Annotated in this window: 23 protein-coding genes, 1 tRNA gene and 1 other RNA gene; 15 read left to right on the forward strand and 10 right to left on the reverse strand. The window is 74.6% G+C overall.

The window, feature by feature from the left end; translation table 11 throughout:
• On the forward strand, window positions 1–738 hold a 738-nt coding region (locus tag EBM89_RS21285), incomplete at its 5' end, for an SCO7613 C-terminal domain-containing membrane protein (protein ID WP_199732102.1).
• 107 nt (window positions 739–845) lie between these two features.
• Here EBM89_RS21285 and EBM89_RS12605 read toward each other — a convergent pair.
• A complete protein-coding gene (locus EBM89_RS12605) occupies window positions 846–2,159 on the reverse strand; it encodes an MFS transporter (RefSeq protein ID WP_122149779.1) in 1,314 nt (437 codons plus the stop codon).
• Between the two features lie 99 nt (window positions 2,160–2,258).
• Between EBM89_RS12605 and EBM89_RS12610 the strand changes: the two genes are divergently transcribed.
• The 3 genes from EBM89_RS12610 to EBM89_RS12620 are packed head-to-tail and all read left to right on the forward strand — an operon-like array spanning window position 2,259 to window position 3,933.
• On the forward strand, window positions 2,259–2,546 hold the full coding sequence (locus EBM89_RS12610) for a GNAT family N-acetyltransferase (protein WP_199732103.1): 288 nt from the start codon (window positions 2,259–2,261) through the stop codon (window positions 2,544–2,546).
• 2 nt (window positions 2,547–2,548) lie between these two features.
• Window positions 2,549–3,127, forward strand: coding sequence for a DUF998 domain-containing protein (locus EBM89_RS12615; protein ID WP_122149780.1), 579 nt, complete (start codon window positions 2,549–2,551; stop codon window positions 3,125–3,127).
• A complete protein-coding gene (locus EBM89_RS12620) occupies window positions 3,106–3,933 on the forward strand; it encodes a MerR family transcriptional regulator (protein WP_122149781.1) in 828 nt (275 codons plus the stop codon). The genes EBM89_RS12615 and EBM89_RS12620 overlap by 22 nt, the downstream gene beginning before the upstream one ends.
• 61 nt (window positions 3,934–3,994) lie before the next feature.
• Here the strand turns inward: EBM89_RS12620 and pgm are convergent, their stop codons facing one another.
• Window positions 3,995–5,668, reverse strand: coding sequence for a phosphoglucomutase (alpha-D-glucose-1,6-bisphosphate-dependent) (gene pgm, locus EBM89_RS12625; RefSeq protein WP_122149782.1), 1,674 nt, complete (start codon window positions 5,666–5,668; stop codon window positions 3,995–3,997).
• Between the two features lie 44 nt (window positions 5,669–5,712).
• Window positions 5,713–7,146, reverse strand: coding sequence for an MFS transporter (locus EBM89_RS12630; RefSeq protein WP_122149783.1), 1,434 nt, complete (start codon window positions 7,144–7,146; stop codon window positions 5,713–5,715).
• Window positions 7,147–7,376: 230 nt separating this feature from the next.
• Between EBM89_RS12630 and EBM89_RS12635 the strand changes: the two genes are divergently transcribed.
• The 3 genes from EBM89_RS12635 (at window position 7,377) to EBM89_RS12645 (ending at window position 9,763) form a co-directional block, all read left to right on the forward strand.
• Window positions 7,377–8,198 carry a DUF5926 family protein gene (locus tag EBM89_RS12635; RefSeq protein WP_122149784.1) on the forward strand — a complete coding sequence of 274 codons (822 nt, stop codon included), beginning with the start codon at window positions 7,377–7,379 and terminating at the stop codon, window positions 8,196–8,198.
• Window positions 8,199–8,411: 213 nt separating this feature from the next.
• Entirely contained in the window at window positions 8,412–9,305 is an 894-nt protein-coding gene (locus EBM89_RS12640; RefSeq protein ID WP_255414347.1) for a glycosyltransferase family 2 protein, read from the forward strand.
• Window positions 9,306–9,388: 83 nt separating this feature from the next.
• Window positions 9,389–9,763 carry a VOC family protein gene (locus EBM89_RS12645; RefSeq protein WP_122149785.1) on the forward strand — a complete coding sequence of 125 codons (375 nt, stop codon included), beginning with the start codon at window positions 9,389–9,391 and terminating at the stop codon, window positions 9,761–9,763.
• Window positions 9,764–10,337: 574 nt separating this feature from the next.
• On the opposite strand, the gene EBM89_RS12650 is transcribed toward EBM89_RS12645, so the two are convergent.
• A tRNA-Ser gene (locus EBM89_RS12650) sits at window positions 10,338–10,422 on the reverse strand.
• A gap of 167 nt (window positions 10,423–10,589) precedes the next feature.
• On the opposite strand from EBM89_RS12650, the gene EBM89_RS12655 reads away from it, so the two are divergent.
• A complete protein-coding gene (locus tag EBM89_RS12655) occupies window positions 10,590–11,258 on the forward strand; it encodes an AAA family ATPase (protein WP_233571718.1) in 669 nt (222 codons plus the stop codon).
• 30 nt (window positions 11,259–11,288) lie between these two features.
• Here EBM89_RS12655 and EBM89_RS12660 read toward each other — a convergent pair whose 3' ends face one another.
• Complete coding sequence (locus EBM89_RS12660; RefSeq protein WP_158609657.1) at window positions 11,289–11,666, reverse strand: roadblock/LC7 domain-containing protein; 378 nt, start codon at window positions 11,664–11,666, stop codon at window positions 11,289–11,291.
• Window positions 11,667–11,725: 59 nt separating this feature from the next.
• A complete protein-coding gene (locus tag EBM89_RS12665; RefSeq protein WP_122149786.1) occupies window positions 11,726–12,091 on the reverse strand; it encodes a hypothetical protein in 366 nt (121 codons plus the stop codon).
• A 201-nt stretch (window positions 12,092–12,292) separates the two neighbouring features.
• Between EBM89_RS12665 and ffs the strand changes: the two genes are divergently transcribed.
• The 7 genes from ffs (at window position 12,293) to EBM89_RS12700 (ending at window position 20,293) form a co-directional block, all read left to right on the forward strand.
• Window positions 12,293–12,389, forward strand: an RNA gene (gene ffs, locus EBM89_RS12670) — signal recognition particle sRNA small type.
• 149 nt (window positions 12,390–12,538) lie between these two features.
• Window positions 12,539–13,306 (forward strand): ABC transporter ATP-binding protein, encoded by a 768-nt coding sequence (locus EBM89_RS12675; protein WP_439647184.1) that lies wholly within the window; start codon window positions 12,539–12,541, stop codon window positions 13,304–13,306.
• A complete protein-coding gene (locus EBM89_RS12680; protein ID WP_122149788.1) occupies window positions 13,303–14,676 on the forward strand; it encodes an FtsX-like permease family protein in 1,374 nt (457 codons plus the stop codon). Before EBM89_RS12675 ends, EBM89_RS12680 begins: the two co-directional genes overlap by 4 nt.
• Before the next feature lie 110 nt (window positions 14,677–14,786).
• Complete coding sequence (locus EBM89_RS12685) at window positions 14,787–15,800, forward strand: serine/threonine-protein kinase (RefSeq protein ID WP_233571719.1); 1,014 nt, start codon at window positions 14,787–14,789, stop codon at window positions 15,798–15,800.
• 93 nt (window positions 15,801–15,893) lie between these two features.
• Window positions 15,894–17,108 carry an alpha-hydroxy acid oxidase gene (locus tag EBM89_RS12690; RefSeq protein WP_305038143.1) on the forward strand — a complete coding sequence of 405 codons (1,215 nt, stop codon included), beginning with the start codon at window positions 15,894–15,896 and terminating at the stop codon, window positions 17,106–17,108.
• Window positions 17,105–18,496, forward strand: a complete 1,392-nt coding sequence (locus EBM89_RS12695; protein WP_122149789.1) for an FAD-binding oxidoreductase — start codon at window positions 17,105–17,107, stop codon at window positions 18,494–18,496. The genes EBM89_RS12690 and EBM89_RS12695 overlap by 4 nt, the downstream gene beginning before the upstream one ends.
• 84 nt (window positions 18,497–18,580) lie before the next feature.
• Window positions 18,581–20,293 (forward strand): ATP-binding protein, encoded by a 1,713-nt coding sequence (locus EBM89_RS12700; protein ID WP_158609658.1) that lies wholly within the window; start codon window positions 18,581–18,583, stop codon window positions 20,291–20,293.
• A 6-nt stretch (window positions 20,294–20,299) separates the two neighbouring features.
• On the opposite strand, the gene EBM89_RS12705 is transcribed toward EBM89_RS12700, so the two are convergent.
• The 4 genes from EBM89_RS12705 to EBM89_RS12720 all read right to left on the reverse strand — a co-directional run bounded on the left by EBM89_RS12705 (window position 20,300) and on the right by EBM89_RS12720 (window position 24,565).
• On the reverse strand, window positions 20,300–20,899 hold the full coding sequence (locus tag EBM89_RS12705) for a methionine ABC transporter permease (protein ID WP_199732104.1): 600 nt from the start codon (window positions 20,897–20,899) through the stop codon (window positions 20,300–20,302).
• 59 nt (window positions 20,900–20,958) lie between these two features.
• A complete protein-coding gene (locus EBM89_RS12710; RefSeq protein WP_122149792.1) occupies window positions 20,959–21,996 on the reverse strand; it encodes a methionine ABC transporter ATP-binding protein in 1,038 nt (345 codons plus the stop codon).
• Between the two features lie 163 nt (window positions 21,997–22,159).
• Complete coding sequence (locus EBM89_RS12715) at window positions 22,160–23,059, reverse strand: MetQ/NlpA family ABC transporter substrate-binding protein (protein WP_122149793.1); 900 nt, start codon at window positions 23,057–23,059, stop codon at window positions 22,160–22,162.
• Between the two features lie 594 nt (window positions 23,060–23,653).
• Window positions 23,654–24,565: a MetQ/NlpA family ABC transporter substrate-binding protein gene (locus tag EBM89_RS12720; protein ID WP_122149794.1), complete on the reverse strand. Its 912-nt coding sequence runs from the start codon at window positions 24,563–24,565 to the stop codon at window positions 23,654–23,656.
• Window positions 24,566–24,657 lie beyond the last annotated feature (92 nt).

A 24,657-nucleotide genomic window follows, 5' to 3' on the forward strand; every position in this document is an offset into this window, starting at 1 on the left:
GCGCTCGTGGCCGGCACGATCGGCGCCCTGTCGGCGGCGCGGCCGTCGTGGGCGCTGACCTGGACGGGCTGGGTCGTCGAGATCGGGCTGCTGCTGCTCGCGGTGCTGGCCGTCCGCGCGGAGGCGCGGCGCTCGCCCGGGGCGCTCGCCACGGCGGTCCCGCCGGGGTGGGCGGTCTGGGTCGTGGCGCTGGCGTGGGCCATCGGCGCGTGGAGCCCGCGCGAGCTCCGCGTCGAGGTGTTCGCGCTGCCCCTGGGCCTGGCGCTGACGGCGATGGGCGCGGTCGCGCTGCACGCGACGCTCACCGCGGCCCCGGCGCACCCCGCGAGCCCGCCGGTCCCGCGGCCCGGCCCGGTCGCGGCGTGGCCGGTCGGACGCGTGGGCAGCGTCGCGACGCTCACCCCGGGCGCCCTGGCGACGCTCGGCCCGTCGATGCTGGCGATCTGGACCGATCCGCTGACCTGGCGGGCGATCCTCGTGGTCGTCCTGGCGCTGGGCTTCATGCTGGCCGGTGCCCGGCAGATGCTCCGGGCCCCGCTGGTGGTGGGCGCCGTGGCGCTGCCGGTGGCGGTGGTGTCGGTGTTCGCCGCGCAGATCGGCCGGACCATCTCGGCCGGGCCGTGGCTGCTCACCCTGCTCGCCGCCGGGGGGCTGCTGCTGGTGCTCGCGGTGTTCGCGGAGCGCCGCAAGGCCACGGAGGACGAGGGGCAGGTCACGGAGCCCCGCTCGCTGCGCTGAGCACCGGCGCGCTGCGCTGAGCACCAGCGCTCCGCGCCGAGCGCGTCCCGTGCGCTGCGCGGAGCGGAACCGGCGGTCTGCCCGGAGGGGGACCGCGGGCTCGGGGCTCAGGTCCCCGGGGTCTCCTGGGTGTCGGCGTCGCCGAGCCGGCTCGTGCCAACGCCCGCCGCGACGTCGGTCGCGTCCGGTCCGTCGGCCACGGCCGTCGGGGAGGTGGCGGTGCGGCGCAGCACGCGCAGCGCCGCGAGCGTCGCGACGACGGCGAGCGCCGCGGACCCGACGACGACGAGGTACCCGCCGTGCGAGCCCTGCCGGTCGATCAGCGCCCCGCCGAGCGAGGACCCCACGGAGACGCCGACGCCGAGCGACGTGCTCACCCAGGTCAGCCCCTCGGTCAGCCGCTCGGGGACGACGAGGTGCTGCACGAGGCCGTTGCCGTTGATGAGCGTCGGCGCGATGGCGAACCCGGCGACGAACATGACGACGGCGAGCTGCACCAGGGAGCCCACGAGGACGAACAGCGACGCACCGATCGCGAGCGCGACCATCCCGATCGCGAACCGCTTCCACAGCGGCGTGGTCCACTGCCGGGCGCCGTACAGCAGCCCGGAGATCATCGACCCGCAGGCGAACACCGCGAGGATCACCCCGGCGATCCCGGGCCGTCCGGCCTCCTCGGCGAAGGCGACGGTGGCGACGTCGGTGGCCCCGAAGATCGCGCCCATCGCCACGAACACCACGGCGAGCACGACCATCCCCCAGGACCGCATCACCGAGGTGGGGCGGACCGGGGTGCCGTCGGGTGCGACCTCGGCGAGGCGGGGGTGCGGCGGCGGCTGGGTGCGCCGCTGCGCGAGGAACCAGAACCCGCCCGCGACCATCCCGATCACCGGCACGACCAGCCCGGCGGAGGGCGTGACCGCGGTGGCGAGGGTCGTCGCGAGGATCGGTCCGACGACGAACACGAGCTCGTCCAGCGCGGACTCCAGGGAGTACGCGGTGTGCACAGACCGGGGGTCGGACAGGATGTGCGACCAGCGGGCGCGGACCAGCGCGCCGAACGACCCGATGGTGGCGCCGCCGCCGACCGCCGCGACGTAGAGCGTCCACACGGGCGCGTGCGTCACGGCCAGCACCACCAGGGCGGTGATCGCGGTGGCCGAGATCGCGACGGCGGGGCGCATGACGCGGGCCTGGCCGTGCTGGTCCACCAGGCGCGCGAGCCACGGCGAGCACGCCGCCTGCGCCAGCACGAACACCGCGGAGACGGTGCCCGCGAGCCCGTACGACCCGTGCACCGCCTGGATCATCAGCACGATCCCGATGCCGACCATGGACATCGGGAGCCGGGCGATCACGCCGGCGGCGGAGAACGACAGCGCCCCCGGTCGGGTCAGCACGTCACGGTAGGGCCCCAGCACGCCGCTAGTGTCGCACCCGCCGGGGACATCCTCCGCCTTGATCCCGGCTCCTCACGGGTCTGCCGAGCGTCCCGCGGGTGGCTCCCCGATACTCGGGGGGTGGACGACCTCACCGTGACGGACCTGCCCGACGAGCAGCGCTTCGAGGCGCGCCTCCCGGACGGGACGGTGGTCGGGGTCGCCGAGTACCGGCGGCATGACGACGTCGTCGTCTTCACCCACACCGAGGTCGACCCCCGGCAGGAGGGGCACGGCGTCGGCACGACGCTCGTGCGCGCCGCCCTGGACGCCGTCCGGGCGGCCGGGGACCGGGCGGAGCCCCGGTGCCCGTTCGTGCGGGCGTTCGTCGAGGACCACCCGGAGTACGCCGACCTGGTCGGCGCTTGAGCGTGCGCCGCCGGGCGGTCGTCGGCGCCGTCGTCGCGCCGGTCGCGATGATCGGCGGCTGGACCCTGGCGGCGGCCGTGCAGCCCGGCGGGTTCGACGCGGTGCGCGGCACGATCAGCGAGCTCGCGACCGGCGCCGTCGCGCACCCCGGCGTGATGACGGCGGGACTGCTGGTCACGGGTGCCGCGCACCTGCTGACGGCGGCGGGCCTGCGCGGGGTGCGTCCGGCCGGTCGGGCCCTGCTCGCCCTCGGCGGTGCGGCGACCGCCGCCGTGGGGCTGCTGCCCGTCGACACGCTCCCCGGGCCGCACGCGGTGGCGGCGGGGACGGCGTTCGTCGCGCTGGCGGTGTGGCCCGCCGCGACGGCCCGGCGCGGTCGCGCGGCCGTGGTCGTGGGGACGTCGGCGGTGCTGCTCGGGCTCCTCGGCTGGTTCGTCGTCGAGCTCACCGGCGACGGGGACCTCGTGGGCCTGTCCGAGCGCGTGGTCGCGGGGGCCCAGTCGCTCACCCCGCTCACGCTGTTGACCCTCGCACGGTGGCAGGGTGTGGGCTCGTGGACATGTCCCCCGACCGGCTCCTGACGTTCGGCGAGTTCTCCCGCCTGTCGCTCCTGAGCGTCCGCATGCTGCGGCACTACGACGAGCACGCCGTGCTGCCGCCCACCCACGTCGACCCGGCCTCCGGGTACCGGCTGTACCACCCCGCGCTGCTGCGCACCGCCCAGCGGGTCCGGGCGCTGCGGGACGCCGGGGTGGGGGTGGCCGACCTCGCGGCCTGCGCCCCGTTCGACGACGTGGCGCGGCTGCGGGAGGTGCTGCGGGAGCGCAGGCGCGTCACCGGGGAGGAGATCGCCCGCGCGCAGGACCGGGTGCGGGACATCGACCGGTTCCTCGACACCCTGGGAGGTCCAGCCATGTCCACCACGATCACCCGCACCACCCTGCCCGCGCGCCGCGTCGCCGCGGTGCGCGGCACCATCCCCACCTACGCCGACGAGGGCGTCCTCTGGCAGCGGCTCGCCGCGGGGCTGGCGGCCGCGGGCGCGGCGCCCGTCCCGGGGGCGGCCGCGGTCGCGCTCTTCCACGACGAGGGCTACGTCGAGCGTGACCCCGAGGTGGAGGTGCAGCTCGACGTCCAGGAGCCGTTCGCCGGCGCCGCGGACGGCGTCCGGTACGTCGAGGAACCCGCGGTGGACGTCGTCGTCGGGGAGCTGCACGGCCCGTACGACGGCGTCGGCGACGTCATGGCGGCGCTCGGCGCGTGGATCGCGGAGCACGGCCTGCGGGTCGCCGGGCCGATGCGCAACGTCTACGTCGTCGGCCCGGCCACCGAGCCCGACCCGACCGCGTGGGTCACGCGCGTCTGCCTCCCCGTCGCGGCGGCCTGAGCCCGCACCGGACGGCTCCGCCCCGGCACGCGCGCGGCGTGCCGGGGCGGATGTCGCGGGCTCAGGCGCCGAGCGCGTCCGAGACGACGTCCTTGGCGGCCGCCTGCACCTGGGTCAGGTGCTCGGGGCTGACGAAGGACTCGGCGTAGATCTTGTAGACGTTCTCCGTGCCGGACGGGCGCGCGGCGAACCAGGCGTTCTCCGTCGTGACCTTGAGCCCGCCGATCGGGGCGTCGTTGCCGGGCGCCGCCGTGAGCTTCGCGGTGATGTCCTCGCCCGCGAGGGTGGTCGCGGTGACCTGCTCCGGCGACAGCTTCCCGAGCGTCGCCTTCTGCTCCAGCGTGGCCGGCGCGTCGACCCGCGCGTACCAGGAGGCCCCGAACTCGCCGACGAGGTCCGCGTGGTGCTGCGACGGGGACTTGCCGGTCGTCGCGAGGATCTCCGAGGCGAGCAGCGCCAGGATGATCCCGTCCTTGTCCGTCGTCCACACGGTGCCGTCCGTGCGCAGGAACGACGCGCCCGCCGACTCCTCGCCGCCGAACCCGACCGACCCGTCCAGCAGGCCCGGCACGAACCACTTGAACCCGACCGGCACCTCCAGCAGCCGGCGGCCCAGGCTGCCCGCGACCCGGTCGATCAGCGACGACGACACCAGCGTCTTGCCGATCGCCGCGTCGGCGGGCCAGCCCGGGCGGGCGCCGGAGTACAGGTAGCGGATCGCCACCGCGAGGTAGTGGTTCGGGTTCATCAGCCCCGCGTCGGGGGTGACGATGCCGTGCCGGTCGGAGTCGGCGTCGTTGCCCGTCGCGATGTCGTACGGGGCGTCCGCGCCCATGGCGTTCACCAGCGACGCCATCGCCGACGGCGACGAGCAGTCCATGCGGATCTTGCCGTCCCAGTCCAGGGTCATGAACGACCAGCGCGGGTCCACCTGCGGGTTCACCACGGTCAGGTCCAGGCCGTAGCGCTCCGCGATGGCGCCCCAGTACTCGACCGACGCGCCACCCAGCGGGTCCGCGCCGATCCGCACGCCCGCCGACCGGATCGCGTCCAGGTCGAGGACGTGCCGCAGGTCGTCCACGTACGCACCGAGGAAGTCGTGCTTGCGGGTCGTGTCCGCCGCCAGCGCCGCGTCCACCTGCACCCGGGCCACCCGGTCCACGCCGTCGGCCAGCAGCTCGTTCGCGCGGTTCGCGATCCAGGACGTCGCCTCGGACCCGGCCGGGCCGCCGTGCGGCGGGTTGTACTTGAAGCCGCCGTCCCGCGGCGGGTTGTGCGACGGGGTCACCACGATGCCGTCCGCCAGGCCCGGCCCCGACGCCCGCACGCCCTCAGAGGTCGCCGCGCCGTTGTGCAGCAGGATCGCGTGCGACACCGCCGGGGTCGGCGTCCACGAGTCCCGGGCGTCCACCCGCACCTCGACGCCCGCGGCGGCCAGCACCTCCAGCGCCGTGCGCCACGCGGGCTCCGACAGGCCGTGCGTGTCCCGGCCGATGAACAGGGGGCCGTCCGTCCCCTGACCACGGCGGTACTCCACGATCGCGGCGGTGATCGCCACGATGTGCGCCTCGTTGAACGCGCCGTCGAGGCTCGAGCCCCGGTGGCCGCTGGTGCCGAACACCACGCGCTGGGCGGGGTCCGCCAGGTCGGGGCGACGGTCGTAGTACGCGCCGAGCAGGGCGTCCACGTCGATGAGGTCGGAGGGCTGGGCAGGGGTTCCGGCGCGCGGGTCCATGGCCCGATCCTGCCACCAGAGCGCGGCCCGTGGCGGACGACGGGTCATCGTGTGGCGGGCGCCTCCGGGTCGGCGCCGGAGGTCGCGGCTGCGTGCCGCGCGAGCAGGCGCTTCTCGTCCCGGTTGACCGCGACCAGCAGCGCCACGGTCGCCAGGCAGCAGCCGATGAGGAACCCGAACGTCACGTCCCAGCCCCAGCGGTCGATCATCAGGCCGATGCCGGTCGAGGCCAGCGTCGCGCCCAGGACGTAGCCGAACAGCCCGGTGTACCCGGCGGCGGTGCCCGCCACGTGCCGTGGGGACATGTCGAGCGCCTGCAGCCCGATCAGCATCACCGGTCCGTAGATCAGGCCGCCGATGGTCGCGACCGTGACGAGCGACATCCACAGCGGCGCGTCCGTCGGCTTCAGCCAGTACACGGCGGTCATGACCGCGACCGCCAGCATGAACGCGATCCCGGTGAGCGAGCGGTTGCCGCGGAACACCCGGTCGGACAACCAGCCGCACAGCACCGTCCCGGCGATCCCGGCGAGCTCGAACACCGAGAACCCGGCGATCCCGCCGCCGAGCGAGGCTCCGCGCTCCTGCGACAGGTACACCGGCGTCCAGTTGAGGATCCCGTAGCGCAGCGCGTAGACGAAGACGTTCGCCAGCGCGAGCAGGAGCATCGCCCGGTTGAGCAGCACGTGGGTCTTCACGACGTGCCACACGCCCGCCGCCGCCTCGGCGGCCTCGTCCGCGGAGACCTTCGGCGGGTCGTCGCGGTACTCCTCGACCGGGGGCAGCCCCTCGGACTCGGGCCGGTCGCGCAGCAGGACGAGCGAGACCACCGCGACCACCAGGGCGACCAGCGCCGGCAGCCAGAACGCCGCCGTCCAGTCGTTCCCGGTCAGGTGCAGCGCCGCGGCGGCCAGGGCGCCGACGCCGAAGCCGCCGACGTTGTGCGAGACGTTCCAGATCGCGGTCTTGATCCCCCGCTCCGACGTCGAGAACCAGTGCACCAGGGTCCGACCGCACGGCGGCCACCCCATGCCCTGCACCCAGCCGTTGAGGAACATCACCGTGGCGAACGCGGCCACCGTCGCCGACAGCGCGGGCACGAACGCGAGCGCGAGGTTGGCGAGCGCGGACAGGGCGAGGCCGATCGGCAGGAAGTACCGGGCGTTCGATCGGTCGGAGACGATCGCCATGACGAACTTCGACAGGCCGTACGAGATGAGCACGGCGTTGGAGATCAGACCGAGGCCGACCGTGCTCACCCGGCCCTCGTCGATCAGCAGCGCCGAGATCAGCGGCACGTTGTTCCGGATCAGGTAGAAGCCGGCGTAGCCGACGAAGATGCCGAGGAACACCTGCAGCCGCAGCCGCGGGTACCGGCGGCGGACCTCCTCGGGCGCCAGCCGCGGCGCGGGTGGCGGGGCGGCGAGCCAGGTGGAGCGGCGGCGCGGGCGTGCGGGGGCGTCGGGAGAGCGCGACATCGGGTCCTCACGAGTGGGGGCTCGGGTGCGCGCGGCTGGTGCCCGCGCCGTCGCGGGCTCGACACCCGGTGGGACCGTACGCAGCACCCGCCCGCGGTGTCAGGCCCGTGCACGGACGTGCGCGACGCGCCGTGACCACGAGGGACGAGTCGGGACGAAGTGCGCGACCACCGCGGGGGCCGGGCGAACGGCCGTGCAGCGTCCCGACCGGGCTCGGTACGCTGGCGGGCATGTCTGCCGATGTCGAGTTCGTCCTGCGCCCGTTCGAGGGCCTCCCCGGTGAGCCCGACTGGGTCTCCCTGCGCGAGCTGGTGCCCGCCGCCACCGCGACCGCCCGCACCACCGCCGAGCACGGCGCCCGCGACGTGGTCGTCACCACCGTCCTGCCCGACGGCTGGTCCGCCCTGCACCGCGCCGACGGCGTCGTCCTCCTGGCCCTGCAGGTCGTCGGCTCCTCCGGCGACGCCAGCCGCGACCTCGCCGCCGCGCTCCTGGAGGCCCTCGCGTCCGAGCCCGGCACCGCCGTGCAGCAGTCCGGCCTGCCGGGCCCCGGCCCGCGCCTGCAGGACGTGCTCGACCTCACGGTGCCGTTCGAGGTCACCGTCGAGGAGAGCTTCTCCTACTGGATCACCCCGGACACCGAGATCACGCCCGACCTCAAGGCCGCCATCGAGGAGGCCGACGCCGGCGTCGTCGACACCACGAAGGTCGCCGCCGTCGACGCCGCCTACTGGGTCCGCATGGGTGCGCGCGAGTACCTGCGCTGGGCGCAGCCGCACGACGAGCAGCAGGTCATCGACGGCCTCGCGCGGCTGCACGGCCGCCGCGAGTCCGGCTTCGACGGCCACAAGTTCATCGGCTACTTCCGGTCCAACGGCCTCGTCGTCCCCGTCTGGGAGCTCGCCCGCGGCACCGAGGCCGAGGACCTGGAGAAGCCGCTCGCCGACTTCGCCCCCGCGTTCGCCGCCGCCATCGCCGACACGGAGGCGCTCGACGCCAACGCCCGTCGCGCCCGCGCCGGCATCGTCGCCCGGCAGGTCACGCTGCGCTGACCCGCCCCAGCACCGGCCCGCAGGCCGCTCCCCGCGCTCGCCCCGAGCAGCCGGAGAGCGGCCTGCGTCGTCCCCGGGAACTCGCTGGAACTCGACTGGGCGACGGACATGCAGGTGACGGCGTCGCGCCGCCCGGGTGACCGTCCTGTGCAGGACCCGCGTGTCCCGCCCCCGTGGAGCGCGGGTGCGCCCGGGGGTCGATAGGCTGGTCGGGTGACGGGCGAGGCCGAGGACAGGACCGACGAGCGACCGGTCGCCGACCGCCCTGCCCAGGGCGACGAGGCGGCACCGGACGCACCCGCCAAGCCCGCGCGCAAGCCGCGCCGGCCCCGCGCCGAGCAGCCCGCCCCGCTCGAGGCCGCGACCACGACCTCCCGCACCGGCCGCACACGGCAGCGCGTCGCCGTCGTCATCCCCGCCAAGGACGAGTCGCGCCGCATCGCGGCGACCGTCCGCTCCGCGCGCGCCATCCCGAACGTCGACCTCGTCCTCGTCGTCGACGACGGCTCCGAGGACAACACCCAGCACGTCGCCCGCGAGGCCGGCGCCGTCGTCGTCCGGCACTCCCACAACCGCGGCAAGGCCGCCGCCATGGAGACCGGCGCCGCCGTCGTCGCCATGCGTGACGCCCCCGACCGTCCCCCGCGCCTGCTGCTCTTCATCGACGGCGACCTCGGCGACACCGCCGTCAACACCGCCCCCCTCGTACCGCCGGTCCTCGAGGGCACCGCCGACGTGGCCATCGCCCTGCTGCCGCCGCAGCCGGGTGCAGGTGGTCGCGGCATCGTCGTCGGCGCCGCCCGGCGCGCCATCCAGTCCATGACCGGCTGGACCCCCACCCAGCCGCTGTCCGGGATGCGCTGCCTCACCCGCGAGGCGTTCGAGGCCGCCACCCCCCTCGCCCGCGGCTGGGGCGTCGAGACCGGCATGACCATCGACCTGCTGCGCAAGGGCTTCGTCGCCGTCGAGGTCCCCTGCGACCTGCGGCACCGCCCGTCCGGCACCGACCTGCGCGGCCAGATGCACCGCGCCGCCCAGTACCGGGACGTGCAGATCGCCGTCGCCGCCCGCAAGATCCGCACCATCGGGCGCACCCGACGCCGCTGACCCCCTGACGGTGTCGGCGCACCGCCGTACGCTGGACGGAGCCGACCCCGCAGCGGCGCGGGGTCCCCTTCCGAGGAGCGGGCATGGCACACGGCGACATCACCCACATCGACATCCCCGTCGACGACATCGGGCGCGCCAAGGGCTTCTACGGCGGGCTGTTCGGCTGGGACATCCAGGAGATGCCCGGGTACGAGGGCTACCCCATGTGGCAGGCGCCCAACAAGATCAGCGGCGGCGTCCTCGCACCCCGCGACGAGAACTTCGACCGGCCGCGGTCCTACGTCGAGGTCGACTCCATCGACGACGTGATGCGCAAGGTCACCGAGCTCGGCGGGCGCGAGGTGCGGCCCAAGTCCGAGATCTCGCCGACCTCGTGGTGGGCGGTGTTCGTCGACACCGAGGGGAACGAGATCGGGCTGTACGAGTCGACCACCCACGGGTACGGGGTGGAGTGACGGCGTGATCGCCCACCTATCGAACGACAAGTGAGCGATATCCTTCAACGACGGTTCGCGTGCCAATGATGGGGCAGCGACGCTGCGCCTTCGGGCGGACGACCGTGCTCAGAAGTGGGTCGCAGGAACGCCGGTGTACGGGTGTCGCGCCAGCACGGCGTGCACTCGCGAGCGGTCGCGCGTCAGCGTTCATGCGTCCACCAGCCATGAGGCGCGTGAACTCGGCCCGCTGTTCGGAGGACACGGTGAGTTCGTCCGGGTGCTTCACGGATCTCCTCGACAGTCGATGCGCGGCTCGGTAGCCTCGGGGAGTTCGTTGTGGTGAGGAGTGCCCAGCCGTTCGGGTCCCACCGCCTTCGTGAGCGGCCATGCAGAGCGTCTGACCCCCGGGTCGGGCGCTCTTCGTGCGTCTGGGGTCGGCCGGTCGGTGGGTCGACGCTAGCGCTCGGCAGCGCCCGCTGAGTGGTGGTCCGCCCCGATGCGGTCGGACCCGCCGCGGCGCCTGGGTGCGTGCCACCCAGGTACGACGAAGGGCCCGCCACCAGCGCGAACGCGGTGCGGGCCCTTCGACCGGCGGAGGATGGGGGATTCGAACCCCCGAGGGCGTTAACCCAACACGCTTTCCAAGCGTGCGCCATAGGCCACTAGGCGAATCCTCCCGGCCCGTAGAGGGTACCCGAGTCGCGGGGGTGCTCGGTAACCGGGTCCGCGGCGGACCTCCGGGTTCACCCCCTGCCGGGTGGGTGGGACGTGGTGGGCTGGACCCGTGCTGCCCTCCCGAACCCCCGCCCTCGCCGTCCGTCGGGTCCGCGCCGACGACCGTCCGGTGCCCCCCGATGCGTGGTTCGCCCGGGTGCCCGCGGTCGCGCAGGTGCTGCGGGACGGCTGGGACCTCGCCCCGGCCACGGTGCTGGTGGGGGAGAACGGCGCGGGCAAGTCCACCCTGGTGGAAGCCCTGGCGGTCGCGTTCGGCATGGGGGCCGAGGGCGGGTCGACGGGGGCGCGCAACGTCACGCGGGAGTCGGAGTCGGCGCTGTGGCAGCACCTGCTGCTGGAGCGGGAGGCGGGCGCCCCGCGGCGGGGGTTCTTCCTGCGCGCCGAGACGATGCACGGCTTCTACACGTACCTGGAGGACAACCCGGGGCGGGGGCCGGAGACGGCGTTCCACGAGATGTCGCACGGGGAGTCGTTCCTCGCGCTGACGCAGGACCGGATGCGGCAGCGGGGCCTGTACGTGCTGGACGAGCCGGAGTCGGCCCTGTCGTTCACGGGGTCGTTGGCGCTGCTCGCGCACCTGCGGGGTCTGGTGGCGGCGGGGTCGCAGGTGGTGCTGTCGACGCACTCCCCGGTGCTGGCGGCGCTGCCGAGTGCGCGGGTGCTGGAGGTGGGGGAGTGGGGGCTGCGGGAGTCCGCGTGGGAGGACACCGACCTGGTGCTGTCCTGGCGGGGGTTCCTCGGCGGCCCGGAGCGGTACCTGCGGCACCTGGACGGCTGAGCACCGACCCCGACGGTCGGTGCGGTCGCGTCAGGCGACCGCACCGCCGTCGAGCGCGAGCAGGTGCTCGACCTGGGGCGCCATGGCCCGCTGGAGCAGCACGAGGTTGACGCCGGGGTCGACGACCACGGCGAGCGCGAACCGGTCGCCCACGGGGGTGGCGACCACGGCCCCGTCGTCGGTCTTGACCGTGAAGGTCGCGAGCCCGGTGAGCTCGGCCCCGGCGGCCGTGTGGTGCGCCATCTCGACGCCCGCGATGACGAGGGCGGCGAAGTGGTCGCGGGTGTGCTCCGGGCCGTCGTCGCTGAACGGCGTCCCGTCGCGCTGGACGAGGGTGACGCGACGGACTCCCGCGACGGAGTGGCGCAGGCTGGCAGCGACCTGCTGCGCATTCTGGCGGATGATCACGGGCGTGGCGTCTTCCTCGGTCGTGCGGGCGGTGCGGGGGGTCGGTCGGGTGGGGTCGGTCAGATGGCGAGGTCGCGCTCGAGGTTGAGCAGCTGGCGGCGCGCCATCGCGAGGTTCGCGCGGCTGCGGTCGAGCGCGAGGTACAGGAACAGGCCCTGGCCGTGGTCGCTCTGCAGCAGGCGGATGAGGTGCATCTGCGACGACAGGGTGATGAGGATGTCCTCGATGCCGTCGTTGAGGCCCAGCGACTGCAGGGTGCGCATCTTGGCGCGGACCACGTCGGTGTTGCCCGCGGCGGCGAGGTCGAGGTCCAGGCCGGTGCCGGCGGAGCCCAGGATCATGCCGCTGTCGTAGTCGACGAGCGCGACGGCGATCGCACCCTCGATGGCCATGGCGGAGGTGAGGGTCGAGTCGACGTTTGCCACGTGGAGCCTTTCGCAGAGGGCGGCCCGGCCGCCGGGTCGTTCGAGGACGCGGCGGTCCGCCGCACTCAGGGATATCGGATGGTGCCGCGGGTCCCTGAACGGCGGGAACGGGTGATCCACGTCGGGGACCAGGTGCTTTCCCCCGCGCGGGGCAGCGGTCCCGCGGTGCCGGTGGGGCGCCGGGCTGCGTTAGGCTGGTGGGCAGACCCCTCGTGCGGCGTCATCTCGCTGAACCCCCCCAGGGCCGGAAGGCAGCAAGGGCAGGTGAGCTCTGGCGGGTGTGCGGGGGGTCCTTTCGTGCCCGGACGCCGACGTGCGAGGTCCGTCCACGGGCGGAGGCCGCCGTCCGGGTCCGTCCCCGGTCGCACGCCGTCGGCCGCGCAGGACCCGCCCGTCGTCCGACGTGCCCGGGCCGCCCGGCGGCGGACGCTGGGTGGCATGTCCACGATGCCTCCGCCCCCGCCGGCCGCACCCACCCCGGAGCCGCACCCGCACCTGCGGCCGGTGCCGCCCGTGACGCCGCCGCTGCCGGGTGCGCGCCTGTCCGCGCGGGGCCTCGTCAAGCGCTTCGGCCCGACGACGGCGCTCGCGGGCGTGGACCTGGACGTGCTGCCGGGCGAGTCGGTGGCGGTGATGGGGCCCTCCGGGTCGGGCAAGTCGACGCTGCTGCACTGCCTCGCGGGGATCCTGGTGCCGGACTCGGGGGCGGTGACGCTGTCGGGCCGCGGGCTGCACGACCTGGACGAGCGGGAGCGCTCGCTGGTGCGGCGCCGGCAGTACGGGTTCGTGTTCCAGTTCGGGCAGCTGCTCGCGGAGCTGCCCGCCGTGGAGAACGTGGCGCTCGCCCCGATGCTGCTCGGCACGTCGCGCAAGGAGGCGACGGAGCTGGCCGCCCGCTGGTTGGCGTCGCTGGGTCTGGCGGGGATGGAGGACCGCCGCCCGGGTGAGCTGTCGGGCGGGCAGGCGCAGCGGGTCGCGGTGGCGCGGGCGCTCATCACGGGGCCGGAGGTGGTGTTCGCCGACGAGCCGACGGGTGCGCTGGACCAGGCGACGGGCACGGACGTGATGCGGATCCTCACGGAGACGACGCGGCTGGCGGGGGCGTCGCTGGTCGTGGTGACGCACGACGCCGGGGTGGCCGCGTGGTGCGACCGGCGGGTCGAGGTCCGGGACGGGCGCGTGGTCGCGGACGTCCGGCAGCAGGCCGCTCGATGAGGGCGGTGCTGGCCCTCGCGCCGGGGCTGCGCCGCGCGGGTGGCCGGGACAGCGTGCTGACGACGTCCCTGGCGGTGACGGCGTTCGCCGTGATGACGGCGCTGACGCTCTCGGTGGTCGGCGGGCTGCTGGGGTTCCTCGGCCGGGCCGCGGAGCCGGTGGGGGCGTTCCAGGAGGAGAACGCGGAGTTCTACGTCGTGCTGGCGTGGACGGCGCTGGTGCTGCTCGTGGTGCCACTGCTGACGCTCGGCGGGTCGGCCGCGCGCCTCGGCGTGGCGCGGCGGGACGCCCGGCTGGCGACGCTGCGGCTGCTGGGCGTGACGCCCCGCGAGGTGGTCGCGCTGACGGTGGTGGAGACCGCCTGGCAGGGGCTGCTCGGCGCCGTCGCGGGTGTCGCCGGCTACGTCGTGCTGCTGCCGGTGTGGACGCGGGTGCCGTTCCAGGGCAGCACGTTCACGACAGCGGAGCTGTGGGTCGGCTGGCCGGCGCTGCTGGTCGCGTGCGTCGCGGTGCCGCTGCTCGCCGTGGTCAGCGGGGTCGTGTCGCTGCGGCGCGTGGTGGTGTCGCCGCTCGGCGTCGCGCGGCGGCAGACCCCGCCGGGGATGCGGGCGGTGCGCGTGGTGCTCGCGGTCGTCGCGATGGGGGCGTTCATGGTCATCACGTCGTTCCTCGGTGCCTTCGGGGCGGCGGCGATGGCGTTCGGGATCGGCTCGCTGGCGCTCGGCTTCGGGGCGCTGAACCTGATCGGGCCGTGGGTGCTCGGTCTGCTCGGTCGGTGGCGGGCGCACCGGGCGCGGACCCCCGCGCAGCTGCTCGCCGCCCGACGGCTCGTGGACGACCCGAAGGCGACGTGGCGGGTCGTCGGCGGGCTGGGGCTCGCGGGGTTCGTCGCGGGCACGCTGGCGGTCCTCCCGATGATCGCGTCCACGACGGCCCGGGACGCCGACGCCGCGGAGCGGGCCGCCACGGCGACGCTGAACGGGGACCTGATGCGCGGCGGGCTGCTGACGCTCGGCATCGCGTTCCTGGTGGCGGCGGCAGCGGCGGGCATCGTCCAGGCGGCGTCGGTGCTGGACCGGCGGCGCGAGCTGGCGCTGCAGGTGCTCGCCGGGACGCCCGTGGCGATGCTCGACGAGGTCCGGCGCCGGGAGGTGCTGGTGCCGATGCTCACGGTCGCGGTGGGCTCCGCCGCGGTGGGCGTCGTGATGCTCTCACCCGTGCTGGGGTTCGCGGGGGTGCAGGACCCGGGCGGGCTGCTGCTGCTCGTGGGCTGCCTGACCGCCGGGTGCCTGCTGGTGCTGGGGGCGACGGAGGTGTCCCGGCCGCTGCTGCGCTCGGTGCTGGCGCAGACCCAGGTCCGCCCCGACTGAGCGGGGCGGGTGTCACCCGTCCGGGGTGATCTCGACCCCGGAGCGGGCCCTCGCCGCGCGCGACCCGGCGGTGCCGGGGATGCTGGGATCTCCCGTCGAGGAGGTTCCCCGTGGTCGCGCTGCCGGACGACGCGCGCCTGGCACTGCAGGACACCGTCGCCGACGCCACGCTGGCGTCGGTCGACGCGCTCCCCGCGCAGGCCGTGCCGGTGCCGATCTCGCCCGCGTTGGACGCGCGTCCGCGCCCCGCTCCGCTGGCCGCCGGGACGGTCCTGGCCGGACGGTACGTCCTCGGCGACCGGATCGGTCGCGGCGGCATGGCCGACGTGCACGCCGCCCAGGACGCCGTGCTGGGGCGACAGGTCGCCGTGAAGGTCTTCCACCCGTCCGCCGCGGGTCCGGCCGCCGCCGAGCACCACCGGGCAGAGGTCCGGCTGCTCGCCGGGATGAGCCACCCCGGTCTGGTGACGGTGTTCGACGCGGGGACCACGGCGCTCGCGGACGAGGCGGAGCAGGACTTCCTCGTGATGGAGCTGGTGCCCGGCCCGACGCTGGCGGCGCGGCTGCGGGAGGGTGCGCTGCCCTCGGGCACGGCCGCGCGGGTCGGGGCGCAGGTCGCGGAGGCGCTGGCGTACGTGCACGGCCTCGGCGTGGTGCACCGCGACGTGAAGCCCGCGAACATCCTGCTGCCCGACGTCGACCACGTCGGGGCGACCGAGACGTGGGCGCGGCTCGCGGACTTCGGGATCGCGCGCAGCGGCGGCGAGCAGGACCCGGGGACGCCGGGGGAGATGCTCGGGACGCCGTCCTACCTCAGCCCGGAGCAGGTGGCGGGCGACCCCCTGACTCCGGCGTCCGACGTCTACGCGCTCGGCCTGGTGCTGGTGGAGTGCCTGGCCGGGGAGCGGCCGTTCCCCGGCGACCCGGTGACGGCGGCGCTGGCCCGCCGGCACGAGGCCGCGCCGGTGCCCGGGCACGTGGGCCCGCGGTGGGCGGAGCTGTTCGCGGCGATGACCGCGCGCGACCCGGCGGACCGACCGGACGCCGCGGAGGTCGTCGCGGACCTGCGCGCGCTGCGGCACGCCGTCCCGCCCCAGGTCCAGGAGCCCCGGGTCACGACCTGAGACGCCCTGTCCGACCACCGGACGCGCGGGCTACGGTGCGGGAGCGGGGACCGGCGACCGCCGGACCCCTCCGCACGTGAAGGAGGCGGCGCGGTGCGCCAGCGGCGACGGCTGCAGACCTGGTCCGAGCTCAAGCCCCTGCTGCGGATGCGCCCGCCCGTGCTGGACCCCGTCGAGCGGCGGCTGTCCCGGGCGTACACGGTCCGCGACCTGCGCACGATCGCCCGCGCCCGCACGCCCCGGTCGGTGTTCGACTACGTCGACGGCGCGGCCGAGGCCGAGGTGTCGATCCGCCGGGCCCGCCGGGTGCTGCGCGACGTCGAGTTCCAGCCGTCGGTGCTGCGCGACGTCGGCGACGTCGACCTGTCGACCACCCTGCTCGGCCGCCCGGCCGCCGCGCCGTTCGTCTACGCCCCCACCGGGTTCACCCGCCTGATGCAGCACGAGGGCGAGGTCGCCGTCGCGCGCTCCGCCGCCCGCACTGGCGTCCCGTACACGCTGTCCACGATGGGCACGACGTCCATCGAGGACCTCGCCGCCGCCGCACCCGACGGGCGCAGCTGGTTCGGCCTGTACGTGTGGAAGGACCGCGGCGCGTCCACCGAGCTCATGGCCCGCGCCCGCGACGCCGGGTACGAGGCCCTGGTCATCACCGTGGACGTCCCCGTCGGCGGCGCCCGGCTGCGCGACAACCGCAACGGGTTCAGCATCCCGCCCGCGCTGACCGCCCGCACCGTGCTCGACGGGGCGCTGCACCCGTCGTGGTGGGCCAACTTCCTCACCACCCCGCCGCTGCGGTTCGCGACCCTGGACTCCTGGCAGGGCACCATCGAGGAGCTCGCCGCGCACATGTTCGACCCCACGGTCGGCATCGAGGACCTCGCGTGGGTCCGCGAGCACTGGGACGGCCCGCTCGTGGTCAAGGGCGTGCAGACCGTCGCCGACGCCCGCCGGGTGGTCGACGCCGGGGCGGACGCCGTCGTGCTGTCCAACCACGGCGGCCGCCAGCTCGACCGCGCGCCCGTGCCGCTGCTGCTCGTCCCCGAGACCGTCGCCGCCGTCGGCGACCGCGCCGAGGTGTACGTCGACACCGGGTTCTCGAACGGCGCCGACGTCGTGGCCGCCGTCGCGCACGGCGCCCGCGCCGTCATGCTCGGCCGCGCCTACCTGTACGGCCTGATGGCGGGCGGCGAGCGGGGCGTCGACCGCGTCGGGCAGATCCTGACCACCGAGATCGCCCGGACGCTGCGCCTGCTCGGCGTGCACACGCTGGCCGACCTCACCCCCGAGCACGTGAGGCTGCCGTGACCGCACCGACCGAGAACGCCGTCCTCGCGGACCTGCGCGCCGCCCTGCCCGCCGAGGCGGTCGTCACCGACCCCGCCGCGCTCGGAGCGCGCTCGCAGGACGGCTCCGCGACGCCGCCGACCGGCGCGGCCCTGGCGCTGGTGCAGCCCGCCACCACCGCCGAGGTGTCCGCCGTCCTGCGCACCGCGCACGCCCACGGCGTCCCCGTCGTCCCGCAGGGCGCCCTGAGCGGGCTCGCCGGGGGCGCCAACGCCGTCCCCGGGGCGGTCCTGCTGTCCACCGCCCGGATGACCGAGATCCGCCGGATCGACCCCGTCGACCAGGTCGCCGTCGTCCAGCCGGGCGTCATCACCCGCGACCTGGTGGACGCCGTCGCCGCGCGCGGCCTGTTCTACCCGCCCGACCCGGCGTCGTACGGCATCAGCACCATCGGCGGCAACATCGCCACCAACGCCGGCGGGATGCGCTGCGTGAAGTACGGGGTGACCCGGGACTTCGTGCGCGCGCTCGAGGTCGTCCTCGCGGACGGCACCGTGATCCGCACCGCCCCCGGCACCGTGAAGGCCGTCGCCGGGCTCGACCTCACCGGCCTCGTCGTCGGCTCCGAGGGCACCCTCGCCGTCGTCACCGAGGCCACCCTCGGCCTGCTGCCCGCGCCCGGCCCGGACCGCGGGGTCTGCGCGACCTTCGGCTCCGTCGCCGACGCGCTCGACGCCGCGAACGCCCTGGTCGCCAGCGCGCACCGGCCCTCGACGCTGGAGCTGCTGGACGACGTCGTCCTCGCCGCGCTCGCCGCCTACGACCCCGACGCCGGGCTGCCCGTCGGCGCCCGCGCCATGCTGCTCGTCATCACCGACGAGCCCGGCGACCGCGGCGCCCAGGACGTCGCCACCTACGCGGCGGTCGCCCGCGAGCACGGCGCCGTGGGCGTGGACGAGGCCCACGACCCCGAGCGCCTGCACGCCCTCATGCGCGCCCGCCGGGCGTTCAACCAGGCCATGCGCGCCGTGCGCGGCGGCAGCATCAACGAGGACGTCGCCGTGCCCCGCACCCGGCTCCCCGACCTCCTGGAGCGCCTCGCCGACATCTCCGCGCAGGTCGGCCTGCCGATCGGCACCGGCGGGCACGTCGGCGACGGGAACCTGCACCCCGTCATCGCCTTCGACCCCGCCGACCCCGCGCAGGTCACCGCGGCCGCCGAGGCGCACTCCCGCATCCTCGGGCTCGCCGTCGAGCTCGGCGGCACCGTCACCGGCGAGCACGGCATCGGGACCGAGAAGCGCGGCGCCCTCGTGGGCGAGCTCGGGGAGCGCGTCCTGGCGATCCAGCGCGGCATCAAGCAGGTCCTCGACCCGACGGGCGTCCTCAACCCGGGCAAGAAGCTCTGACGCCGGGGGGCGTCCCGAGATCCACAACCAGATCCACAACCACATCCAGAAGCGTCGCGGTACTTTGTGGAGGTGAATCTGGATGTGTCGGATGATGGTCTCCGCGACGTCCTGGCAGGACTGCGCGACGACGGCACCGACTCGACGGCGGTCGAGGCCAAGACGGCCCGCGACGGGTTCCCCACGGACCTGGCGAGGACGCTGAGCGCGTTCAGCAACACGCCGGGGGGTGGCCTCGTCCTCCTCGGTCTCGACGAGGGTCGGGGGTTCGAGGCGATCGGTGTGTACGACGCCGCCGACGCGGGCAAGCGGCTGGCCTCCGTCGCGAGGCAGCGGGTGGAACCGCCGGTGTCCGTCGATGTCGAGGTGCGCGAGGTCGATGGCGCGAAGGTCGTCCTCGCTCGCGTCCACGAGGCCCCGGCCGCCATGAAGCCGGTCCGGGTCCACGGGAGCAGGAAGGCCTACCTGCGGGCGTTCGATGGCGACTACGCGATGTCAGCCCTCGAGGAGCAGGCGTTGATCGCGAACCGAGAGCATCCGCGGTTCGACCGCGCAGGGGTGGAGGGCACGTCGGTCGACGACCTCGACCGGGGACTCGTCGCCGCGTACGTCGCCACGTGCCGCGCGTCGTCGAGCGTGCTCGCCCGGTTCGACGACGGCGAGATCCTGCTGCGGACCGGGGTGGTGCTTCCGGACCGTCGGCTGACCCTGGCCGGGCTGGTCGCGCTCGGCACATACCCGCAGCAGTTCGTGCCGAACCTCGTGATCCAGGCGAGCGTGGTGCCGGACGCCGGTGCCCCCGGCGGGACTCGTGCGACCGACGCCCGCAAGTTCGACGGGCCGCTCCCCGTGATGTTGGACGAGGCGATGCGGTGGGTGCAGCGCAGCACGAGCACCCGGGTGCGCTTCGGGCCCGACGGGCACGGGCACGACGAGCCCGAGTACCCGGCTGCCGCGGTCCGGGAGCTGATCGCGAACGCGCTGGTCCACCGCGACCTCGGCCCGCACGCGATGTCGACGGCGATCACTCTGAGCGTCGAGCGCCACCAGCTCGTCGTGGCCAACCCGGGTGGGCTCTGGGGCATCACGGTCGATCGCCTCGGGCAGGAGCGGATCAGCTCGGCGCGCAACGACAGCCTGGTCCGCATCGCGCAGAACGTGCGCCTCGACAGCGGCGCTCGGGTGGTGGAGGCGCTCGCCTCGGGCATCCCCGCGATCCTGGAGAGCCTGTCGGTCGCGGGCATGGTCCCACCGGCGTTCCACGACCAGGGCGTGCGGTTCACCGTCCGGGTCCCGAACCACGCGCTGCTCGCGGCCGACGACCTCGAGTGGCTCGGGACGATCGAGGCCCGGCTCAACGACGCCCAACGGCACGCGCTGGTGGCCATGCGCCATGGACAGGTCTGGACGAACCGCTCGTTCCGTACCCAGTTCCCACGCGACTCGACCGTGGCGCGCGCGGACCTCCAGGGCCTCGTCGACGCCGGTCTGGCCGTGGCGCGCGGCGACCGGGGCGGTCGCACGTACGCGCTGGCCCCGGCCCTGGAGGCAGCGTCGGGCGCGCCGTCGCTGAAGTTCGAGGACGTCGAGGTGCCGCCGTCGCGCCGGGAGGCCAACGCCGCGCGCATCGTCGAGGCGCTGCGGGCCCGACCGATGTCCGCCGTCGAGCTCATGGCTGCCACCGACCTGACCCGCCCCCAGGTCGACTACGCCCTGGGGCTCCTGCGGGAGCGGGGCGATGTCGGGCTCGACGGCAGACGGGGTGTCCGGGGCTCCGTCTACCGCCTCGTACGGTGACGCCCCTCAGCGGCGCAGCACCCGGCGGGCCAGGAAGTTCCCGAGGAACTGCGCCAGCTGCACCATGATCACGATCACCGCGACGGCGGTCCACGTGACCACGTCGTTGAACCGCTGGTACCCGTAGACGATCGCGAAGTCGCCGAGGCCGCCCGCGCCGATCGCACCGGCCACGGCCGTCATGTCCACGATGCCGACGAACAGGAACGTGAACCCGAGGATCAGCGGGCCGAGCGTCTCCGGCACGATCACCGTGACGATGATCCGCAGCGGTCCGGCGCCCATCGCGCGGGCCGCCTCGACGACACCGGGGTCGAGGGCGACGAGGTTCTGCTCCACGATCCGGGACGTCGCGAACGTCGCCATGATCGCCAGCGCCGGGATCGCGGCCTCGACACCGTACGACGCGCTGGTGAGCGCCTGGGTCAGCGGCCGCACCGCGGTGATGAAGATGATGAACGGGATCGGCCGGACGATGTTGACCAGCACGTTCAGCACGAGGAACACCGGCCGGTTGGCCAGGATGTTGCCCGCGCGGGTCACGTAGAGGGCGATGCCGAGCACCAGGCCGGCGAGGCCGCCGATGGCCAGGGCGGCGACCGCCATCTGCAGGGTCTCGCCCAGGGCCTGCCAGAGCTCGGGCCACAGGCTCACGCCGTTGCTGTTCACGCGGCCACCTCCGTGTGGTCGACGACCTCGGTGTGCTGCCGCAGGTCGGCGAGCAGCGCCTCGACGGCGGCGTCCGTGCCGGTGAGCGCGAAGGTCAGGGAACCGAGCGGGCGGGCGCCCACCTCGGTGATGCCGCCGTAGACGACGGTGCCCTCGACGCCGTGCGCTGCGAGCCGCTCGGTGATCGAGACGCCGGGCACGCCCGGCACCTCCTGCACGGCGACGGTGACGATCCGCCCGGGGTGCCGCGCGCGCAGCCGCTCCACGATGTCGGGCCGGGGTCGGTCGTGCAGCGCGGCCCCGATGAACCGGCGGGTGACCGCCTGCTGGGGCCGGGCGAACACGTCGTAGACGTCGCCGGACTCGACGACCTTGCCGTGCTCCATCACCGCGACCCGGTTGCACAGGTACGAGACCACGGACATCTCGTGGGTGATGACGACGATGGTGACGCCGAGCTCGTCGTTGATCCGCCGCAGCAGGTCGAGGACGTCCTTGGTGGTCTCGGGGTCCAGCGCGCTGGTGGCCTCGTCGGCGAGCAGCAGCGCGGGGGAGGTGGCCAGGGCGCGGGCGATGCCGACGCGCTGCTTCTGGCCGCCGGACAGCTGGTCCGGGTACTGCTTGGCCTTGTCGGTCAGCCCGACGAACTCCAGCAGCTCCGCGACGCGCGCCCGGCGCTTGTCGCGCGGCCACTTCGCGACCCGCAGCGGGTACGCGACGTTGGCGGCGACGGTGCGGGACCGCAGCAGGTTGAACTGCTGGAAGATGAAGCCGATCCCGGCCCGGGCGGGCCGCAGGCCGCGCTCCTTGAGGCCGGTGAGGTCCGTGCCGTCGACGACGACCTGGCCGGACGTCGGCGTCTCGAGCGCGTTGATCAGCCGGACCAGCGTCGACTTGCCGGCACCGGAGTAGCCGATCACGCCGAACACGTCGCCGCGCTCGATGTCGAGCGTGACGCCGTCGACGGCGCGCACGGGGCCGGATGAGCCCTCGAACACCTTCGACACGTCGCGCAGGGAGACCATCGCGGTCATCGGGTCACCGTCCTGGGGCGGGTCGCCCGCGCTGGCGGGACGACCGGGGTTCGGGGGTCTGGGGTGGAGCGCCGGTCCAGGGTGGCACCGGTCGGGCGTCCGCGCGCCGGGTGGCCCGGATGCTGGGCCGCCCGGCGCGCGGGGTGCTGCGGGTGGAGCGAGGTCAGCCCGCGTCGCGGACCTGGTCCTCGAGCTCGGTCAGGCTCTCCTGCAGCTCGTCGGCGGTGAGGTCCTGCTCCACGGCGGTGCCCTGGTTCTCCTCGAGCAGCTGCCCGATGACCTCGTCGCGGTGGTAGATCTCGATGAGCTGCGCGTACACCGGGTTGTCGGCGTCCTCGGCGCGGGAGACCCAGATGTTCACATACGGGCGGGCCGTGTCCGTGTCCTCCAGGTCGGAGTAGATCGCCGTGGTCGGGTCGATGCCCGCGTCGGCCGCGAAGTTGTTGTTGACGATCGCGCCGTCGAGGCTCTGCAGCTGCACCGCGGTCTGGTTGGCGTCCACGGGGACGACCTTCACGCGGGACGCCGCGGTGTCGACCTCGGCCGGGGTGGAGAAGGCCGTGCCGCCGCCGGTGAGCTCGATGAGCCCGGCGGACTGGAGCACCAGCAGGGCGCGCGCCTGGTTCGTCGGGTCGTTCGGGATCGCGATCTCGCCCCCCTCGGGGATGTCGTCCGGGGACGTGTAGCCCTTGGTCGTGTAGAGACCGAGCTGGTAGATGACCGTCGAGCCGATGGGGGCCAGGTCGTCGCCCGCGTTGACGTTGTAGTCCGCGAGGTACAGCAGGTGCTGGAACTGGTTGAGCTCCAGGTCGCCCGAGGACAGGATCGGGTTGGGCTGGGTGTAGTCGGTGAAGTTCACCAGCTCGACGTCGATGCCCTCCTCGCCCGCGAGGTCCTTGAACGTCGTCCAGTACTCCTTGCTGATGTCGGTCACGCCGACCCGCACGGTGACCCGGTTGTCCGGGTCGGCGGAGGTCGGGGCGGCCGCGGGCTCGCCGCTGGAGCACGCGGCGAGCAGGCCCAGGGCGAGGGCGGAGATCGCGGCGGTCAGACTGCGCTTCATGGTGCTGGCCTTCCAGGTGTCGTGGGCCGGGTGCCGGCCCGGGTCCGGACCCCTGGTGCGGGGCGGACCTGTGGTGCGGTGACGGGGCTGCTGGCGTACGGCGGGGCCGTCGTGCCGGGAGGACGTCCGGGTCGAGGTCGGCCGGTGGCGGTCCGGGGCGGTACGCGACGCCGGGGCGTCGGGCGCCGGCACCGGGGAGGGGACCGGCCGGCGGTGCCGCCACGAGGGCGTCAGGCGCAGGTGGGACCGGTCGGGTCCGCCGCGGGGGCCGTGCTGCGTCGGGGAGGACGCAGCGTCAGCGCATTCGCCGACAGCGACGCATGAGCCCGCAGGTCGCCCCGGCCGTGGCGCGCAGGTGCTGCGCGTGGCGCTCGGAAGCGGCGTGGGTGCTCACGTGGTCGACTCCTGTCCCTGAGGGGGGCGGACGCCGGCGACAGTAGCACCCGGTGATCACGCGCCGTCCGCCGGTCTCACGGCCGCCGCCGGGGCGGGTAGGTGGTCGGCCGTGCCGCCATGGTCCCCTCGTCCGGCGGCGGACGCCACGCGACGACGCCGGCCCCCGGTGGTGCGGGGCCGGCGTCGTCGCGTCCGGGGTCAGGCGTTCTCGCGGACCAGGTCCTCGAGGTCGGCGAGGTCGGACTGCAGCTCCTCGGCGGGGACGTCCTCGATCACCGCGGTGCCGCCGTTCTGCTCGAGCAGCTGGTCGGTCACCTCGGGGGAGTGGTAGATCTCGATGAGCTGCTCGAACACCGGGTTGTCGGCGTCCTCGGCCCGGGCCACCCAGAGGTTCAGGTACGGGCGCGCCGTGTCCGTGTCCTCCAGGTCGGAGTAGATCGCGGTCGTCGGGTCGATGTCGGCGTCGGCGGCGAAGTTGTTGTTGATGATGGCGCCGTCGAGGCTCTGCAGCTGGACCGCGGTCTGGTTGGCGTCGACCGGGACGACGGTGACGCGGGATGCGGCCTCGTCGATCTCGGCGGGCGTGGAGAACGCGTTGCCGCCGTCGGCCAGCGCGATCAGCCCGGCGGACTGCAGCACCAGCAGCGCGCGCGCCTGGTTGACCACGTCGTTCGGGATGGCGATCTCGGCGCCGTCCGGGATGTCGTCCGGCGTCGCGTAGCCCTTCGTCGTGTAGAGGCCGAGCTGGTAGATCGCGGTCGAGCCGATCGGCTGCAGGTCGTCGTCCGAGTTCACGTTGTAGTTCGCCAGGTAGAGCAGGTGCTGGAACTGGTTGAGCTCCAGGTCGCCCCCGCTGAGGATCGGGTTCGGCTGCGTGTAGTCGGTGAAGTTCACCAGCTCGACGTCGATGCCCTCCTCCGCCGCGAGGTCGGTGAACGTCGTCCAGTAGCCCTGCGCCTTGTCGGTCACGCCGACCCGGACGGTGACGCGGTTGTCGGCATCGGCGGCCGCGGTGGCGCCGGACGCGGACGCACCGCCGTCGGAGGAGCACGCGGCGAGCGACGCGGCGGTGAGGATCGCGGCGATCGTGGCGGTGAGCTTGCGCTTCATGAGGGGGGACCTCTCGGGGTGGGGCCCGGCGACGGGTGCGCCGGGCAGCAGGGGGGTGGGACGTGGCGGAGCGGGGGTGCCCGGGACGGGTG

The sequence above is a fragment of the Cellulomonas triticagri genome (assembly GCF_003696205.1).
GTDB classification, from domain to species: Bacteria; Actinomycetota; Actinomycetes; order Actinomycetales; family Cellulomonadaceae; genus Cellulomonas; species Cellulomonas triticagri.

What these genes read in the sequence shown, in the direction of transcription:
- pgm (WP_122149782.1), bottom strand. Translation starts at nt 5,668, where the DNA reads ATGGACCCGCGCGCCGGAACCCCTGCCCAGCCCTCCGACCTCATCGAC.
- EBM89_RS12715 (WP_122149793.1), bottom strand. Translation starts at nt 23,059, where the DNA reads ATGAAGCGCAGTCTGACCGCCGCGATCTCCGCCCTCGCCCTGGGCCTG.
- EBM89_RS12620 (WP_122149781.1), top strand. Translation starts at nt 3,106, where the DNA reads ATGTCCCCCGACCGGCTCCTGACGTTCGGCGAGTTCTCCCGCCTGTCG.
- EBM89_RS12680 (WP_122149788.1), top strand. Translation starts at nt 13,303, where the DNA reads ATGAGGGCGGTGCTGGCCCTCGCGCCGGGGCTGCGCCGCGCGGGTGGC.
- EBM89_RS12675 (WP_439647184.1), top strand. Translation starts at nt 12,539, where the DNA reads ATGCCTCCGCCCCCGCCGGCCGCACCCACCCCGGAGCCGCACCCGCAC.
- EBM89_RS12635 (WP_122149784.1), top strand. Translation starts at nt 7,377, where the DNA reads ATGTCTGCCGATGTCGAGTTCGTCCTGCGCCCGTTCGAGGGCCTCCCC.
- EBM89_RS12710 (WP_122149792.1), bottom strand. Translation starts at nt 21,996, where the DNA reads ATGACCGCGATGGTCTCCCTGCGCGACGTGTCGAAGGTGTTCGAGGGC.
- EBM89_RS12705 (WP_199732104.1), bottom strand. Translation starts at nt 20,899, where the DNA reads ATGGCGGTCGCCGCCCTGGCCATCGGCGGCCTCGCCGGCCTGGTGCTC.
- EBM89_RS12645 (WP_122149785.1), top strand. Translation starts at nt 9,389, where the DNA reads ATGGCACACGGCGACATCACCCACATCGACATCCCCGTCGACGACATC.
- EBM89_RS12630 (WP_122149783.1), bottom strand. Translation starts at nt 7,146, where the DNA reads ATGTCGCGCTCTCCCGACGCCCCCGCACGCCCGCGCCGCCGCTCCACC.
- EBM89_RS12720 (WP_122149794.1), bottom strand. Translation starts at nt 24,565, where the DNA reads ATGAAGCGCAAGCTCACCGCCACGATCGCCGCGATCCTCACCGCCGCG.